The organism is Gallaecimonas pentaromativorans, from assembly GCF_003751625.1.
Lineage (GTDB): Bacteria > Pseudomonadota > Gammaproteobacteria > Enterobacterales > Gallaecimonadaceae > Gallaecimonas > Gallaecimonas pentaromativorans.
Genome location: NZ_RJUL01000011.1, coordinates 34,104 through 49,352 on the forward strand (window position 1 = coordinate 34,104; position 15,249 = coordinate 49,352).

The 15,249-nt window shown below is 59.3% G+C and carries 13 protein-coding genes; 4 read left to right on the forward strand and 9 right to left on the reverse strand.

All coding sequences use genetic code 11. From position 1 onward, the window contains the following. The first annotated feature begins 229 nt into the window (after positions 1–229). From EDC28_RS17400 to EDC28_RS17410, 3 genes are all read left to right on the forward strand, one after another. Complete coding sequence (locus tag EDC28_RS17400; protein WP_123422449.1) at positions 230–1,531, forward strand: amidohydrolase; 1,302 nt, start codon at positions 230–232, stop codon at positions 1,529–1,531. 151 nt (positions 1,532–1,682) lie between these two features. Then, a complete protein-coding gene (locus EDC28_RS17405; RefSeq protein WP_123422450.1) occupies positions 1,683–2,915 on the forward strand; it encodes a hypothetical protein in 1,233 nt (410 codons plus the stop codon). Positions 2,916–2,923: 8 nt separating this feature from the next. Continuing rightward, complete coding sequence (locus EDC28_RS17410) at positions 2,924–3,265, forward strand: hypothetical protein (protein WP_123422451.1); 342 nt, start codon at positions 2,924–2,926, stop codon at positions 3,263–3,265. A 58-nt stretch (positions 3,266–3,323) separates the two neighbouring features. Here the strand turns inward: EDC28_RS17410 and EDC28_RS17415 are convergent, their stop codons facing one another. From EDC28_RS17415 to EDC28_RS17425, 3 genes are all read right to left on the reverse strand, one after another. Beyond that, positions 3,324–3,923, reverse strand: a complete 600-nt coding sequence (locus EDC28_RS17415; RefSeq protein WP_050658953.1) for a DUF2238 domain-containing protein — start codon at positions 3,921–3,923, stop codon at positions 3,324–3,326. Positions 3,924–4,005: 82 nt separating this feature from the next. Further along, positions 4,006–4,344 carry a bactofilin family protein gene (locus tag EDC28_RS20360; RefSeq protein ID WP_244946612.1) on the reverse strand — a complete coding sequence of 113 codons (339 nt, stop codon included), beginning with the start codon at positions 4,342–4,344 and terminating at the stop codon, positions 4,006–4,008. Beyond that, a complete protein-coding gene (locus EDC28_RS17425) occupies positions 4,251–5,315 on the reverse strand; it encodes a M23 family metallopeptidase (protein ID WP_050658951.1) in 1,065 nt (354 codons plus the stop codon). Before EDC28_RS17425 ends, EDC28_RS20360 begins: the two co-directional genes overlap by 94 nt. A gap of 404 nt (positions 5,316–5,719) precedes the next feature. On the opposite strand from EDC28_RS17425, the gene EDC28_RS17430 reads away from it, so the two are divergent. Beyond that, positions 5,720–8,560, forward strand: coding sequence for an insulinase family protein (locus tag EDC28_RS17430; RefSeq protein WP_170164164.1), 2,841 nt, complete (start codon positions 5,720–5,722; stop codon positions 8,558–8,560). A gap of 30 nt (positions 8,561–8,590) precedes the next feature. On the opposite strand, the gene recG is transcribed toward EDC28_RS17430, so the two are convergent. From recG to EDC28_RS17460, 6 genes are read right to left on the reverse strand one after another with little or no spacing between them, the layout of a single operon-like run. Then, entirely contained in the window at positions 8,591–10,666 is a 2,076-nt protein-coding gene (gene recG, locus EDC28_RS17435; RefSeq protein WP_123422454.1) for an ATP-dependent DNA helicase RecG, read from the reverse strand. A gap of 2 nt (positions 10,667–10,668) precedes the next feature. After that, positions 10,669–11,367, reverse strand: coding sequence for a tRNA (guanosine(18)-2'-O)-methyltransferase TrmH (gene trmH / locus EDC28_RS17440; protein WP_123422455.1), 699 nt, complete (start codon positions 11,365–11,367; stop codon positions 10,669–10,671). Next, positions 11,364–13,490 carry a bifunctional GTP diphosphokinase/guanosine-3',5'-bis pyrophosphate 3'-pyrophosphohydrolase gene (gene spoT / locus EDC28_RS17445; RefSeq protein WP_123422456.1) on the reverse strand — a complete coding sequence of 709 codons (2,127 nt, stop codon included), beginning with the start codon at positions 13,488–13,490 and terminating at the stop codon, positions 11,364–11,366. Before spoT ends, trmH begins: the two co-directional genes overlap by 4 nt. Before the next feature lie 21 nt (positions 13,491–13,511). Next, complete coding sequence (gene rpoZ / locus EDC28_RS17450) at positions 13,512–13,790, reverse strand: DNA-directed RNA polymerase subunit omega (RefSeq protein WP_050658946.1); 279 nt, start codon at positions 13,788–13,790, stop codon at positions 13,512–13,514. A 48-nt stretch (positions 13,791–13,838) separates the two neighbouring features. Further along, positions 13,839–14,468 (reverse strand): guanylate kinase, encoded by a 630-nt coding sequence (gmk, locus tag EDC28_RS17455; protein ID WP_050658945.1) that lies wholly within the window; start codon positions 14,466–14,468, stop codon positions 13,839–13,841. Between the two features lie 58 nt (positions 14,469–14,526). Further along, on the reverse strand, positions 14,527–15,234 hold the full coding sequence (locus tag EDC28_RS17460; RefSeq protein WP_123422457.1) for a hypothetical protein: 708 nt from the start codon (positions 15,232–15,234) through the stop codon (positions 14,527–14,529). Positions 15,235–15,249 lie beyond the last annotated feature (15 nt).

Below are 15,249 nucleotides of genomic sequence, written 5' to 3' on the forward strand. Positions count from 1 at the left end.
TTCTCTTCTTTATTATGAAAACGTTTCCGCGGTGCGCGACTTTACGGGTTCTGTTGGTCTTTTTAAATGCAAAACGTCATAAATTGTGAACTGAGTTGCACGCTAAGTTGTTAAATTTTCACGATGAATAGAAAGTCGCCAATAGCGCGCAACAAGGCGGAAAAAGGGTACTGTGACAGTATTCAAGACTATGTTGATAAATTGTTTAACGCCGTCACAGGACCCCAAGATGAAACGGACCTTACTGAGCGCCGCCATGCTTGCCAGTTGCTCCCTGCCCAGCTTCGCTGCAGACCTCAAAGCCACCCTCGCCCCCACCATTCATCAGCTGATGCCCCAGGTCATTGACTGGCGGCGGGATATTCACACCCATCCTGAGCTGTCCAACAGCGAAGTACGCACCAGCAAGCTGGTGGCTGATGAGCTAAAAGCGCTGGGTCTTGAAGTGCGTACCGGCATTGCTCACCACGGCGTGGTGGGGATCCTCAAAGGCGGCCAGCCTGGGCCGGTAGTGGCCTTGCGCGCCGACATGGACGCCCTGCCGGTCAAAGAACAAACCGGCCTGCCTTTTGCCTCCAAAGTCACCGCCACCTTCAACGGCGAGCAAGTGGGGGTGATGCATGCCTGTGGCCACGACGCCCACACCGCCATGCTGCTGGGGGTGGCCAAGGCCCTTAGCAGCATTCGCGCGCAGATCCCCGGCACCGTGATGTTCGTGTTCCAGCCGGCCGAAGAAGGGGCACCTCCCGGTGAAGAAGGGGGGGCGGCCTTGATGCTCAAAGAAGGGGTATTCAACAATCCCAAACCGGACGCCATCTTCGGGCTGCATGTCTGGCCCATGGAGGCGGGCAAGATTTACGTACGCCCAGAAGGCACCATGGCCGCCTCCGACCGCTTTGAAGTGCATATCAAAGGCAAGCAGACCCACGGTTCCAGCCCCTGGCGCGGCGTTGACCCCATCACCGTGACCGGTTCGATGATAGAAGCCCTGGAGCTGATCCCCTCAAGGCAGGTGGACGTTACCCAGGCGCCGGCGGTGATCTCCATCGGCCAGGTAAAAAGCGGTATCCGCTTTAACATCATCCCCGACGACGCCACCCTGGTGGGCACCATTCGCACCTTTGACGAAGGCATGCGCCAAGACATCATCAACAAGATGCAGCGCACCGTCACCCACGTTGCCCAAGCCGCCGGTGCCACTGCCACCCTCAGCGTGAAAAGCGGCGCTGCCGTGACCTGGAACGACGCCAAGCTCACCGACTGGGCCGCGCCAACCCTGGCCTGGGCCGCCGGCAAGGAAGGGGTGGGCACCATCAAACCCATTACCGGTGCCGAGGATTTTTCTTACTTCCAACAAAACGTACCGGGGGTGTTTTTCTTCCTGGGGGTCGCCCCGGACGGAGTACCGCTGGACCAGGTGGCCGCCAACCACTCGCCGCACTTTATCGTCAATGAAAAGGGCCTGGAAAACGGCGTCAGGGCGCTATCCGGCCTGGCCCTCGACTACCTGCAAAGTCCCCCAAAATCCTGACCTGCTTGGCCTGGGCTATCGCCCAGGCCACACCGCAGAGCTGCCCCCGCCGCGCCGAGAAGCGGCAGGGCATTTTGCCCACGGATGTTGCCAAAGGGCGGAAAGTGACCAATATTTAGCGCCTGTGCCCCAAACAGGGATATGAGCAAGGATGGCTCAGCAAGACACAGTGGAATTGGTGGATATCTTTGGCGACAGGTACGCCTTGGTCAGGGCAGGCAGCGTTTCTCACCGGCTGCTGTTTGGCCAGAGTTTTACCTTCATCGAGCCCCCCGAGCGCTTTTTAAACCGGCTAGCAGGCGAGGACCATGCCGTGCTGGCGAGCCTGCTGCAGCTTGTCGATAGTCTTGGCACCTTCGGTATTAGCCCTTATACCGCTAAAAAGCGGCTGGTCGACGCCCTTGAGGCAGGCGAAATTAAGGTCTACCTGCTGGAAAGTGACCACTGGCTACAAGATGCTGGCGGTGTGCCAAGTCAGTCCTCACCGCCGCCCGAGCTTAGCCGCGAAGCCCCCCGCTCGCAACAAACCGGCAGCCGTCACGCCAAAGCGGCAGCGCCTTCGGTGAAAAAAGCGGAAGCTGCCATCGCCACTGACCCTGGTATCACCGGTGGTAAGGTGGCGCGGCTGGAATTTATGGGCGCCCCGGCAACGAAGAGCGAGCTTGATGCAACCGAAGCTAATAATCAGCGGGAAGACAGCTACAGCCTCAAGCAACAGGAGCAACTGATGACCAATGGCGCCGCCAGAACCACCCGAGAGATGCTGCTTGCCATTGAATCGGGCCATATCCCCCGCTACTTGGTCAGGGTGGGGCCGAAGAAGAATTTTGCTCACGGTACCTTTGCCAACCCCAACAACGAATTTGCCTTTGCCGCAGAGCCGGCCGATCTGCGAGGCTTAAGCGCAGAAGAAGCCATGAGAAAGGTGGGATGGACAGACGAATGGATAGAAAACTGTAAAGGCGAGGAGATAGTGGCTTGTATTGTTGATACGCATTCGTCTGAGGAGTTTCAGAGCGTAGGTAATTTGGAGTGGAGCGACCTGAAGGTAAAAGCGACAAAAAATAGGCGGTTTATGTTGGACCTACGCTCCCAAAGTATCTCAGAAAGTGATTGTGAAAGATTTTTCGAGTGTGCTCAAAGCACGCCTGTTGGGGCAATGCCGACGGGTCTATCGAAACAAGACCTTGTGAAGTACGACGCTTTCCGTCAAACGCTTAGTAGAAGGATGTCTGCTAATAGTCTTTACACCGGATTTGGCGCAACAATGAGAGAGGATGGAACACTAGGCGCCCGAGAATTAATGCTGGGTAATAGGCAAAAATTAGAGGGCTTTAAGCTCGACTCGGTTCAACATAAAGTCATTTCTTTGGGTGTTGTTTAGAGGTTTCTATGGTCGGTATCAAAGATTTTAAAATAGAAAAAAAGGCTGACGCTGGGCGCGTGAGAGTGGAGTGTAGTTATACCAGCGAAATGCTCGGCCAAAAGATTAAGCACCAAATCACAGTAAGTGAGGTGATGTTCAATAAGGGATTTTCGTTGATTGGCGATATGTTGGATAAGCATACCGGCGCCTTCGACTTTATCGAAGACGGAGTGGAATTTTTGGTTGATTACGGTGGCCCTGATTATCAGCCGGTAGTGAATATTCTGGTAGTCAAAGGAGAAGAGGTTGCGTCATTGGCAATACCGGAAGATGAGTGCCGTGCTTTCCTGGCAACCTTAAACCTGTAGGGCGAGGCTGACTCTGTTCATACGCTCGACCTCATAGACAACCTGCCGCTCTACTTCCCTATCCCACCACCTTAGGCGCCTCTTTTATCGCAAACCAACCCATGGTTGCCCCCAGTAGCGCGCCAAGCAGGTCGGCCAGCATATCTTTCTGGGCATCCCATTCATCGCCCTGGGCGCCAAGGAAGCTGACACCGGCATCGCCCCCTTCAAGAGCGGCGTAGGCCCACTCGATGATCTCGTAAACCGCGGCGATGGTGCCAACCGCGAAAACGGCAAAGCAGGCGGCAATGGCCTTGGTGGCGAGCCGGCAGCGCAGCAGCCATTCCATGATGGGGACCGCGAAAAAGCCCACCATAAAGTGGCCGATGCGATCATAGGGGTTACGTTCGAGATTAAGTAAGTCCATCAGCCAGCCGAACGGCACTTTGGAGAAGGTGTAGTGGGCGCCGATGGCGTGCCAGAGCAGCGGCACGAAGATACAAAGGTAGGAAAGGTTACCAAAGCGAAAGCGCCGGGCGCTGAGCAGCAAGGCGGCGTAAACCAGCAGCAGCGGTGTCACTTCGGCGTACCAGACGGTACGGTCGGCAACCTGCCAGCCCAGGGTGATAAACAACGCGGCGTACAGCAACGCCAATCCTTCGGCAAAGTAGCGGCTCATGGCACCTCCTATAAGCCTCTACTTTACGCCTCTGGCGAGCTGGTTGTCCCTATCTTGCTAAGATTGTTCAGCTTTTTAGGGGTCAGCCTTGGGCGCTGAGGTTGTCGGCGTCGTCTGAACCGGCTTTACTTTCCGATTTCAGGGGGGTGATGTTGTTCTTCATCGGCTTGGATTCGCCGAAGAAGCGGCCGCCCTTGGCGATAATCAGCTCGTCGCAGTAAACGGTGCCTTCAATCAGGCCGCCTTCCACGATTTCCACCACCTTGGCATTGACGGTGCCGTCTACCTTGCCCGCTACCACTAGGCCGTCGGCCTTGAGCTCGCCTTTTATCTGGCCGTCTCGGCCAACACGAACGGCGTGGTCTGCTCTGATGGTGCCGTGAATTTCTCCATCGAGGTGAAGGTTACAGCTGAGCTCGATTTCGCCACTGAGGTAGGTGCCTGCTGCGATAACGGTGGTTGCCATAGGGTCCTGAGATTTTCGATTGTCGCCAGTAAAGATTGCCATGGCACTTGGTTCTCCGAGTCAAAAAGCTGTTCGTAGTTGTCCAGCTGCCAGTTCAAAAAGGGTTTTGGGTTCAGTGGGATACCTGCATACGTCACTTCATAGTGAAGATGCGGGCCGGTACTGGAACCGCTGTTGCCCGAGTAGGCGATGATATCGCCTTTATGAACATAAGCCCCCCGCTTGACCTTGACGGTTTTAAGGTGTGCGTAGCGGGTTTTAAAACCGAAGGCATGGCTTAGCAGCACCATGTTGCCGTAGCCTGACTTGCGATGGCTGACAATTTCCACCACCCCGTCGGCTGTTGCGTGCACCGCCGTGCCGGTATTGGCCGCCAGATCGTCGCCGGCGTGCTCAATCAAGCGGCCCTTGATGGGGTGCATGCGTCTGCCAAAGCCGGAGCTGATATAGGCGTAGTCCAGGGGCTGGCCGTTGGGGATCAGGTTTAAGGTGACCTCCCGGCTGCCCATGGCAATGGCTGCCAGATCCAGGCGCTGGGCCAGATCTTCGCTGTCAGCCGATGCGCTAATGCCACCACCGAGCTTGTCTTCCAGGCTGTCGAGCCGGTCGGACGCTGCGGTGAGTTCTTCGGTTTTACGGGCAATGCTGCTTTCCAACAGTTGCCGCTGTTCTTCAACCTCCTGGAAAGCTGCCTTGGCGGACTGCAAGTCCTGCTTCAGGGTGGCCAGTGCCTCACGGTTGTGGGCCAGCCTGGAGTCGGAGTCGTCAGCCTGCCATTGCAGGAAGCGGATGTAGCCGAACATCAACAGTAAAAAGACCACAAAGCCCACCAGTGTTCCCAGTAAGGCGTTGCGCCGCTTAACGGTCAGGGCAAGGTGGCGGGTGCCACTGTTGCTGCTAACGGTGATGTGCAGAATGTCTTTCATGCAAACAAGGTCTTCGCCAATGTCATTATCTGTTCTGTCGGCTGACCCTTCCTTGGGCTATGGCACTATTCCCGTTAAGGCCGTCACTGGCCATGGCAATAACTGCCCGGCAACCATACGTCATGCTTATTTTTTGTTAAAGCCTTGAGAGGCAAGGAATGTCCGGATATGTGGCCTGGATACTTTTTTCTGACGCCGTGCCCCGGCTCACTCAAGGCCTTATTCATAGTAACGACCCATAACGGCGCCATATTTAGCCAACAGTTGCCGGCCCAAGTGGCTGGTGGCGATTTTGGCGGTGACAACTAACCGGTTGTTGTTACAACTTGCCTTGGCGCATCTGGATTGACCTTTGCGGCTATGGCATGGTCATAGGGATTTTATTAATGCGAAGGATTTTGCTCATGGTGCTAAGAGCCACCGCCCTGGTGGTGTTGATGGCGGCCTCACTGGCTGGTTGCCAACATACCGCGACGCCCCCGGTTGACCCCAATGCCGTTATCACCAGCCCGGCCGATACCTTTAGCTACCGTTACCTCACCCTGGATAACGGCCTGCGGGTGGTGCTGGCGTCGGATCCAAAAGCCGACAAAGCGGCGGCGTCGCTGATGGTGGGAGTGGGTAGCACGGCCGACCCCAAGGGCCGCGAGGGCCTGGCGCACTTTCTTGAGCACATGCTGTTTATCTCCACCGACAAATACCCCAAGGTGGACGAATACATGCATTTCATCGAGGCCAACGGCGGCAGCACCAACGCCTATACCGCCCAAACCAAGACCGATTTCTTCTTCGACGTGGCGCCGGACAAGTTCGCCCCGGCGCTGGACCGCTTCGCCCAGTTCTTTATCGCCCCCACCCTGGACCCGCAATACGTTGACCGCGAAAAGCACGCCGTTTATTCCGAGTACCAGCTCAAGAAAAAAGACGACGGCCGGCGCATCAATGCCGTACTCAACGCCACCGGCAACCCCGCCAACCCCGCAGCCCGCTTTGCGGTGGGGGATTTAGATACCCTGGCCGACCGCCAGGGCGACAAGGTGTGGAGCGATCTCAAGGCCTTTCATGACCGCTACTACCACGCTGGCAACATGACGCTGGCGCTGGTGGGCAAAGACAGCCTCGATGACCTGGAAAAACTGGCGCGCCAAACCTTTACTGCCATTCCTGCCGGGCCGGCCAACCCGGTGCGCATCACCGAAGCGCCCTTTATGCCGAGCCAGCTCGGAGTGCGCATCGACATCGCGCCGCTCAAGGATTTTCGCAGCCTGATGCTGCGTTTCCCGGTGCCCTCCAGCCAGCCCTATTATCTGGAAAAGCCGCTGGATTACATCGCCTCCATGCTCTCCAACGCCGCGCCCGGTAGCCTCTACACCACCCTCAAGGAAAGCGGCTGGATAGACAGCATGTCGGCTTACCAGGACGGCCCCGACGACTACCAGCTGTTTAGCATCAACTTCAACCTCACCGAGCAAGGCGCCAAGCATGTGGATGACATCACTGCCGCCACCTTTGCCTATCTGCATAAACTGCAGCGTGAAGGGGTAAGTGACGATTTCTTCAACGAGCTGAAAAAGGCCGGTAACCTCGATTTTCGCTTCCAGGACAAGGCCAACAGCCAAGCCCTGGCCAACTACCTGGCCGGCAACATGCAAGAGGTGGCGCCAGCCCACTTGATGGATGCCGGTTTTGTCTACCAAACCTACAACCCGGCCCTGATCCACGATTACCTGTCACGGCTGACTCCAAGCAACTTGCGCCAGGTGGTGATTTTGCCTGGGGTGAAAATCGATAAAGTGGAGCCCCACTACCAGGCGCCTTATGCCATCAAGGCCCTGAGCCCCGAGCTTAAAGACAGCTGGGCCAAAGCCGAAGCCGAGCTGGCGCTGCCACCGGCCAACCCCTACTTGCCGGACGACCCCAAGGTCAAAGCCATCAAGGGCGACGCCACCTTGCCGGCGGAAATCGTCAAAGAGCCGGGGATCAGTGTCTGGGCCCTGCAAGACCCGCAATTTAGGGTACCCAAGGCCGAGAAACGGGTGGCGCTGATGCGGCCGATTGACAATATCCAAGACAGCGTGATGAACAGCCTCTATGCCGATTTGGTCAACGAGGCCCTGGAGTCCGAGGCTTATCCTGCCAGCCAGGCCGGGCTCTATTACAACCTGTCTGCCATCAGTAACGGCCTGATTTACAGCTTGTCGGGTTACGACGAGAAGCAGCCGCTTTTAGAAGATAAAATCTGGACGGCCCTGGCCCTTAGCGACCTTAGCCGTAGTAAGTTCCGCCAGTATCGCGACCAGATGGTGCGCCAGCTGCGTAACTTCAGCCAGGATTGGCCGGTACGCCAGCTGTTTGCCAGCCTCAACGCCTCCATGGTCAAGGAAGCTTACCCACCGATAGAACGGGCCGATGCCCTGAGCCGCGTTAACTACCGCCAATTCATGGGCTTTGTGCAGCATTATCGTGACCAGCTGTATTTGCAGGCCCTGGCCATCGGCAACATCAGCCCGGGCGAAGCGGCCAGCTGGGGTAAATCCATGGAGAACATGCTGGTGCGTGACGCCCAGCGCATCGACAAGCCCCAAACCCACTACGCCAATATCCCGGCCGGTGCCGAGCTGGCCCGCCAGCTGACCATCGACCATCACGACTCGGCGCTGGTGATGATTTACCAAGGCCACCATACCGACGCGGCGGCCAAGGCCCGTTGGGCGCTCTTGGGGCAAGTGATTGGCCAGCCGTTTTTTGCCAAGCTGCGCACCGAACAGCAGCTGGGCTACGTGGTACAAGCTGGTGCCAGCAGTGTCGGGTTATCGCCGGTGCTGCAATTTATCATCCAGTCACCGGTGGCCGACCCCTACAGCCTCAAAGGCCATGTGGAGGATTTTCTTACCCAGTTCGGCATCGAGTTGGCTGGCATGAGCCCCGAGCAATTCGAGGAGCAAAAAGCCGGGCTTATCAACAGCATCAACGAGGCCGACAAGCAGCTTGGCGATAAAACCAACCGCTATTGGTCTTATTTGAACAACGACCGGCCCTTTGATTGGCGAGAGCAACTGGTGGCGGCGGTCAAAGCCCTGCAATTGGGCGACATGCTGGCGTTTTACCAGCGCGACATCGTCCACAACGGTGCCGGCCGCTACCTGCTGTGGAGCCAAGGCCAGCAGCCGGCGGCAGGGGAGATGCCCAAAGCCTGCGACAGCCAAGCCTGCCTCGACCGGCAGTGGCAATACCTCGCCCAGTAATAAAAAAGCCCCGCGAGGGGCTTTTTTATATCAGGCGTTGGCGTAGCCTTCTCGGCCTGCTAGCCAGCGCTGGATAAGGGCGTCGGCGTTGGCGGGGTGGTCGCGCAGCAGCTGCTGCGCGGCGTGTTGCACCTTGGGCAGGAGGTAAGCGTCCCGTACCAAATCGGCGATGCGTAGCTCGGCAATGCCGGTCTGGCGGGTGCCCAGCAGCTCGCCGGGGCCGCGAATTTCCAGGTCTCGCTGGGCAATCACAAAGCCGTCGTTGGAATCGCGCAGCACCCCCAGCCGAGCGGTAGCGGTAGGGGACAGCGGCGCGTGGTAGAGCAGCACGCAGTGGGACGCAGTGCTACCCCGGCCAACCCGGCCCCGCAGTTGGTGCAGTTGGGCGAGGCCCAGGCGCTCGGGGTTTTCGATGATCATCAAAGAGGCGTTGGGTACGTCTACCCCCACCTCAATCACGGTGGTGGCCACCAGTAAGTTAAGCGTGCCTGCTTTAAAGGCGGCCATCACCGCCTGCTTTTCATCGCTTTTCATGCGGCCGTGCACCAGGCCGACGCGAAGCTCGGGCAGCGCCGTTTTCAGGGCTTCGGCAGTGGCCTCGGCGGCCTGGGCTTCCAGCACTTCGGATTCTTCCACCAGGGTACAGACCCAATAGGCTTGGCGCCCTTCCAGGCAGGCGTCACGGACCCGCGCTATCACTTGGTCTCGGCGGCCATCCGGCACCGCCACCGTGGTGACAGGGGTGCGGCCCGGCGGCAGCTCGTCAATGATGGAGCTGTTTAAGTCGGCGTAGGCGGCCATGGCCAGGGTGCGGGGAATGGGGGTGGCGGTCATGATCAGCTGATGCGGGTAATGCTCGCCCTGGCGGCCCTTTTCCCGCAAGGTCAGCCGCTGGTGCACACCAAAGCGGTGTTGCTCGTCGATGATCACCAGCGCCAGGTTGGCAAAGTCCACGTCGTTTTGAAACAAGGCATGGGTGCCCACCGCCAGTTGGCTGGCGCCGCTCGCCAGATCGCTTAGTGCCTGGGCGCGGGCCTTGGCCTTGAGCTTGCCGGCCAGCCAGCTAACGCCAATGCCTAAAGGCTCGAGCCACTGGCTGAAGTTAATGGCGTGCTGCTCGGCCAGTATTTCGGTGGGCGCCATCAGCGCCACCTGGTAGCCGTTGCTGATGGCCCTAAGCGCCGCCAGCGCTGCCACCAGGGTCTTGCCAGCCCCCACATCCCCTTGCACCAGCCGCATCATCGGTTTGTGGTCGGCCAGATCCCGGTGAATGTCGGCCACCACCCGGCTTTGGGCGCCAGTAGGGCTGTAGGGCAGGGCGGCCAGGAAGCGCTGCTCCAAATCACCTTTGGGGTGCATCGCCACCGCCTGGTGGTGCTGATGGTGGGCGCGCAGCTTTAAAAGAGAGAGCTGCTGGGCCAGCAACTCTTCCAGGGCCAGGCGCTGCTGGGCCGGGTGCTGGCCTTCTTCCAAAAGCGCCAGCGACACATCCGGCGGCGGCCGGTGCACGATGCGAAGGGCCTCAACCAGCGGCAGCTTGTGGGGATTTAACAGCGGCGGGATAAGCTCGGGAATGGCGTCCGACAAATACCCCAGACCCTGCTCGACAATGCTGCGCAGCGTCTGCTGGCGCAGGCCCTCGGTGGTGGGGTAAACCGCTGTGAGGCTTTCTTCCAGCTCGGGCTCGCTGCCTTCTTCCAGCAGCTTGTATTCGGGGTGGATGATTTCAAAGCGCACCTTGCCGGTGCGAATTTCCCCAAAGGCCCGCACCCATTTACCGGGAGTAAAGCTGTTCTTCTGAGCTGCCGAGAAGTTGAAAAACCGCAAGGTAGCGGCGCCGGAGGCATCGGCCACCGTCACCACCATCATCCGCCGCCGGCCATAGACAATCTCGGCCTTGACCACCTCGGCCATGACCGCGATATGCATGCCCGGCAGCAAATCGCTGATGGGGCAGATGCGGGTGCGATCTTCGTAGCGCAGCGGCAGGTGGAACCAGAGATCGGGAATGGTGCGAAGCCCTAGCCGTTCGAGTTTCTCGACAACCTTGGGGCCGACGCCCTTGAGGGCGCTGATGGGGGTTACCAGGCCAAGGTCCGGGGCCATGTTTACGCCTCCTTGGCGGGGGTGGCGGCGCGCATCGCCTGCCACCAGTCCTCGTCGGCCTGCACCTCACCGGCCTCGTCAATCAGCGGGAAGGGCAGCCCTTTGCGGTTGCACTGCTGGGCCAGCTGCGGGTAGCCGCGCTCGAACAGCAGCCGTTGCCATTCGGTCTCGGGCAGGCGGCTGTGGCCGTACATGCCGGCGTTTTGCCGCTGGCGCTGAGCCTCGTAAAGGATAAGGGCGCTGGCCACCGACACATTCAGCGATTGCACCATGCCCAGCATGGGGATCACCACATGGTGGTCAGCCAGTGCTAAGGCCTCGGGGCTGATGCCTTGCAGCTCCTGGCCCACCAGCAGCGCGGTGGGCTGGGTGTAGTCGATATCGCGAAAATCCTTGGCCTTTGCCGAGAGATTGGTGGCCACAATCTGCATGCCCTGAGTGCGCAGGGCCGTAACTGCCTCTTCGATATGGCGGTAGCGGTGCACCTTGACCCAGTTGAGGCTGCCGCCGGCGGTATGGGGGCGCATGCGCACGCCTTTTTGCGGGAAGATGGCGTGCACCTCGTGAATGCCGATGGCATCAGCGGTGCGCACCACGGCGCTGAGGTTGTGGGCTTTGTGCACCTCTTCCATACAGACCGTGAGATCGGGCTGGCGCATGGCCAGCACCGCCTTTATTTTCGCAAAACGCTCCGGGCTCATCCGCGCTTGGCCCGGGCGATACGCACCACCTCGGGCACTTTGCGAATGCGGCGCATCACGTTGGCCAAATGCACCCGGTTATGGGTGGTGAGCTGCACGTAGATGGAGTAGAGGCGGCTGTCCCGCTCCTCGGTATTGAGGTTCTGGATGCTGGCGCCAGCGGAGGAGATGGCCGAGGTGAGGGTCGCCAGGGCGCCCTGGTGGTTAAGGATATCCACCCGCACTTCGGTGATGAACTCGCCGTCGATGCCCTCTTCCCATTGCACCGGGATAAAGCGCACCGGGTCAGACTGCCAGCCGCTGATGTTGCCGCACGACTCCTGATGCACTACCAGGCCGCGGCCCGGGCTCATGTGGCCGACGATAGCGTCGCCGGGAATGGGGCGGCAGCAGCGGGCGAAGGTCACCAACATGCCTTCGGCGCCGCGTATCGGCAGCTTGCGGCCGCCGCTGCTGGCGGTGGCCTTTTTGGCGGTGTCTTCTTCGGCGTCGCCATCTTGCAGGCGGCGCGCCACCACGATGCTCATGGCGTTACCCAGGCCGATATTGGCCAGCAGGTCGTCGATGCTGTCGCTGTGGGTGCTTTCCAGCACTGCCTGGACCTTCTCTTTAGGCAGGTCGTCGAGCTTGGTACCGCCAAGGGCATGATTGAGCAGGCGTTTACCCAGCACGATGGCTTCTTCGGATTTGAGCAATTTGAGGTGCGAGCGAATTTTGGCCCGCGCCCTGCTGGTTACCACGAAGTTAAGCCAGGCGGCGTTGGGGCGCGCGCCGGGGCTGGTGATAATTTCCACGGTCTGGCCGTTTTCCAGCGGCATGGACAATGGATAAGGTAAGCGGTCTACCCGGGCGCCCACACAGGCGTGGCCCACGTCGGTGTGCACTGCGTAGGCAAAATCCACCGGGGTGGCGCCGGCTGGCAGTTCAAGGATGCGCCCGTCCGGGGTAAAGACGTAGATTTCGTCTGGGAACAGGTCGCTTTTAACGTTCTCGATAAACTCGAAGGAGTTGCCCGCGCTTTGCTGCAAGTCCAGCAGGCTTTGCATCCAGCGCCTTGCTCGTACCTGGGCGGTGGTGCCGGAGTTCTCGCCGTCTTTTTTGTACAGCCAGTGGGCCGCCACCCCGCGGTCAGCCATCAGATCCATGTCGTCGGTGCGGATCTGAATCTCAATCGGCACCCCATGGGGGCCGACCAGGGTGCTGTGCAAGGATTGGTAACCGTTGGCCTTGGGAATGGCGATGTAATCCTTGAAGCGGCCCGGCTTGGGTTTGTACAGGTTGTGCATGGCGCCCAGCACCCGGTAACAGGTGTCGAGATCCTTGACGATGATGCGAAAGGCGATGATGTCCATCACCTCGTGGAACTGCAGTTCCTTGTTACGCATCTTGTTGTACAGGGAGTAGAGGTGCTTCTCGCGGCCTTTGACCTCGCACTGGATATGCTGTTCATCCAGGCGGGCACGGATGCCGTCCAGGATGTTGTTAACCAGTTGCTTGCGGTTGCCGGTGGCGCGCTTGACCGATTCGCGCAGTACCCGCTGGCGCATCGGGTAGAGGGCCTCAAAGCCCAGCTCTTCCAGTTCGTTCTTGATGTTGTGGATACCAAGACGGTTGGCCAGCGGTGCGTAAATTTCCAGGGTTTCCCGGGCAATACGGCGTTTTTTATCGGGGCGCAAGGCTCCGAGGGTACGCATATTGTGGGTGCGGTCAGCCAGTTTGATGAGAATGACGCGGATGTCCTGGGTCATGGCCATGATCATCTTGCGAAAGTTCTCGGCCTGGGCCTCTTCCTTGGAGTTGAACTTGATTTTATCGAGCTTGGAGACCCCTTCCACCAGCTCGGCAACCGGCTCGCCAAATTGCTCGGCGATCTGTTCCTTGGTGACGGGGGTGTCTTCGATGGTGTCGTGCATCAGGGCGGCGCACAAGGTCTCGTGATCGAGTCTCATGTCCGCCAGGATGCCGGTCACCGCCACGGGGTGGGTGATATAGGGCTCGCCAGAGGAGCGGGACTGCCCCTCGTGGGCGTCCCGGGCCAGCACATAGGCCTGCCTGATGAGTTCCACTTGCGCCGGGTCCAGATAACTGGTCAGGCGCCCTTTCAAGCCCTCAAACAGATACACCGCGGCCCCTTGGTTGCTGGCTTATTCCAGACCGCCGTTGGCGATGGCGGAAACAGCAGCCATTTCGGCGGCTTCCTGCTCTTTTTGCATGCGGGCGTCTTCGGCGTCCAGTTTAACACCGTCAATCAGGCCGGCTTCGATTTCGCGCAGGGCGATAACGGTGGCTTTGTCGTTCTCAGGATCGACCAGGGTGTCTTTGCCCTGAGTGGCGATCTGACGGGCGCGGCGGGCAGCCAGCAGCACCAGATCAAAACGGTTACCGACTTTATCTACAGCGTCTTCAACGGTTACACGAGCCATGAATTACTCCCATCAGGCAAAACAAGTCTTCAAAGGTAGCCTGCTAGTTTACTTAACCGCCAATAAGGCGTCCAGCAGTGTGGTGTTGGCCTGGCGTTGATTGTCCAGGCTTTGGCGAGCCGCCAGCACCACCGAACGGAACCTGTCGAGGGTGGTTTCGAAGTCGTCGTTGATAAGCAGGTAGTCGTATTCGTCAAAATGCGACATCTCGGATACCGCCTCGTTCATGCGCTTGGCGATGGTCTCGCTGCTGTCTTGGCCGCGGCCCACCAGGCGCCGTTCCAGCTCTTCGCGGCTGGGGGGCAGGATAAAAATACCGATAGCTTCAGGCATCATTTCCCGCACTTGGCGGGCGCCTTGCCAGTCGATATCCAAAAACACGTCGATGCCGTTTTCCAACTGCTGCTCTACCGCCAGGCGGGAGGTGCCGTAGAAGTTGCCGAACACTTCGGCCCACTCGAAAAAAGCGTCTTGGTTGATCAGCGCCTTGAAATCGTCCACCGACACAAAGTGGTAGTGCACCCCGTGTTGCTCGCCGGGGCGTGTGGCGCGGGTGGTGTGGGACACGGAAACGGCCATGGAGTTATCCAGGGAATGGCGCTCAAGCAAGGCCTTGATAAGGCTTGATTTTCCGGCGCCGCTGGGGGCCGAGACGATAAAGAGGTTTCCGCGTCGCATGGGCTGAACCTGATGGTGAAAAACAGCCATTTTAGCAAGCCCCCACCACTTTGGGCAGTCAGCTGAGCTGGCGCAGCCCCCACACCAGCAGGCTGATGCCCCAGGTAACGGCAAAAAGGTGGCTGAAATCTTGCCGGCTTTGGGCCAATGGCGGGCCAAAGCGGCGCTCAAGAGGCCAAGACGCCAGCCAGGGCAGGGCGCAAATCGCGGCGCCTAGGGCCAGTCCAAAGCCAAAGTTCGGCACAAAATGGGGCAGGGTGGCGGTGGCGATGGGCAGCAGCACGTTCATGTCATAACGGCGCAGGCTCTGCTCGCTGTCCGCGCTTTGCCAGGCCGCAAAGGTGTAAGCGCAGGCCACCAGGGCGCAGAGCCCGTAAAGGCTTAGCACCAGGGCCGACCAGCCCGTGGCCACGCCCCCTTGCAGCTGGCTGTGGGCCAGCCTGCCGGTGAGGTTGATTAGCAGGTGCAAACCGATAGAGGCGCCCAGGGCAAACACCAGAATGACCAGCAGCGCGCAGCCGGTGCCGTGGTTTTTTTCGCGCTGCTCCAGGTGGCCTTCAATGGCCAGGATAAAAAAGGCGGCCAGGGCACTTAAGGCCCAGTGCAGCCAGAAATACTGGGCCAGCAGCGGCACTATGCCCAGCACGGCCAGCAGTGCCGTGACGCCGTTGACGGGCAGGCGAGTACGGTAGAAGGGGTAGGCCGCTACCAGGGCGATGTCGGCGCACAGCAGGCGCCAGTCCAGTTGGGTCAGTAACCAATCCATGGTGTGTGTTCCGTG

Coding starts and splice junctions, on each gene's coding strand:
- EDC28_RS17410 (WP_123422451.1), top strand. CDS start 2,924: ATGGTCGGTATCAAAGATTTTAAAATAGAAAAAAAGGCTGACGCTGGG.
- EDC28_RS17460 (WP_123422457.1), bottom strand. CDS start 15,234: ATGGATTGGTTACTGACCCAACTGGACTGGCGCCTGCTGTGCGCCGAC.
- EDC28_RS17400 (WP_123422449.1), top strand. CDS start 230: ATGAAACGGACCTTACTGAGCGCCGCCATGCTTGCCAGTTGCTCCCTG.
- rpoZ (WP_050658946.1), bottom strand. CDS start 13,790: ATGGCTCGTGTAACCGTTGAAGACGCTGTAGATAAAGTCGGTAACCGT.
- EDC28_RS17425 (WP_050658951.1), bottom strand. CDS start 5,315: ATGAAAGACATTCTGCACATCACCGTTAGCAGCAACAGTGGCACCCGC.
- trmH (WP_123422455.1), bottom strand. CDS start 11,367: ATGAGCCCGGAGCGTTTTGCGAAAATAAAGGCGGTGCTGGCCATGCGC.
- EDC28_RS17405 (WP_123422450.1), top strand. CDS start 1,683: ATGGCTCAGCAAGACACAGTGGAATTGGTGGATATCTTTGGCGACAGG.
- EDC28_RS17430 (WP_170164164.1), top strand. CDS start 5,720: ATGGTGCTAAGAGCCACCGCCCTGGTGGTGTTGATGGCGGCCTCACTG.
- EDC28_RS17415 (WP_050658953.1), bottom strand. CDS start 3,923: ATGAGCCGCTACTTTGCCGAAGGATTGGCGTTGCTGTACGCCGCGTTG.
- gmk (WP_050658945.1), bottom strand. CDS start 14,468: ATGCGACGCGGAAACCTCTTTATCGTCTCGGCCCCCAGCGGCGCCGGA.
- recG (WP_123422454.1), bottom strand. CDS start 10,666: ATGGCCCCGGACCTTGGCCTGGTAACCCCCATCAGCGCCCTCAAGGGC.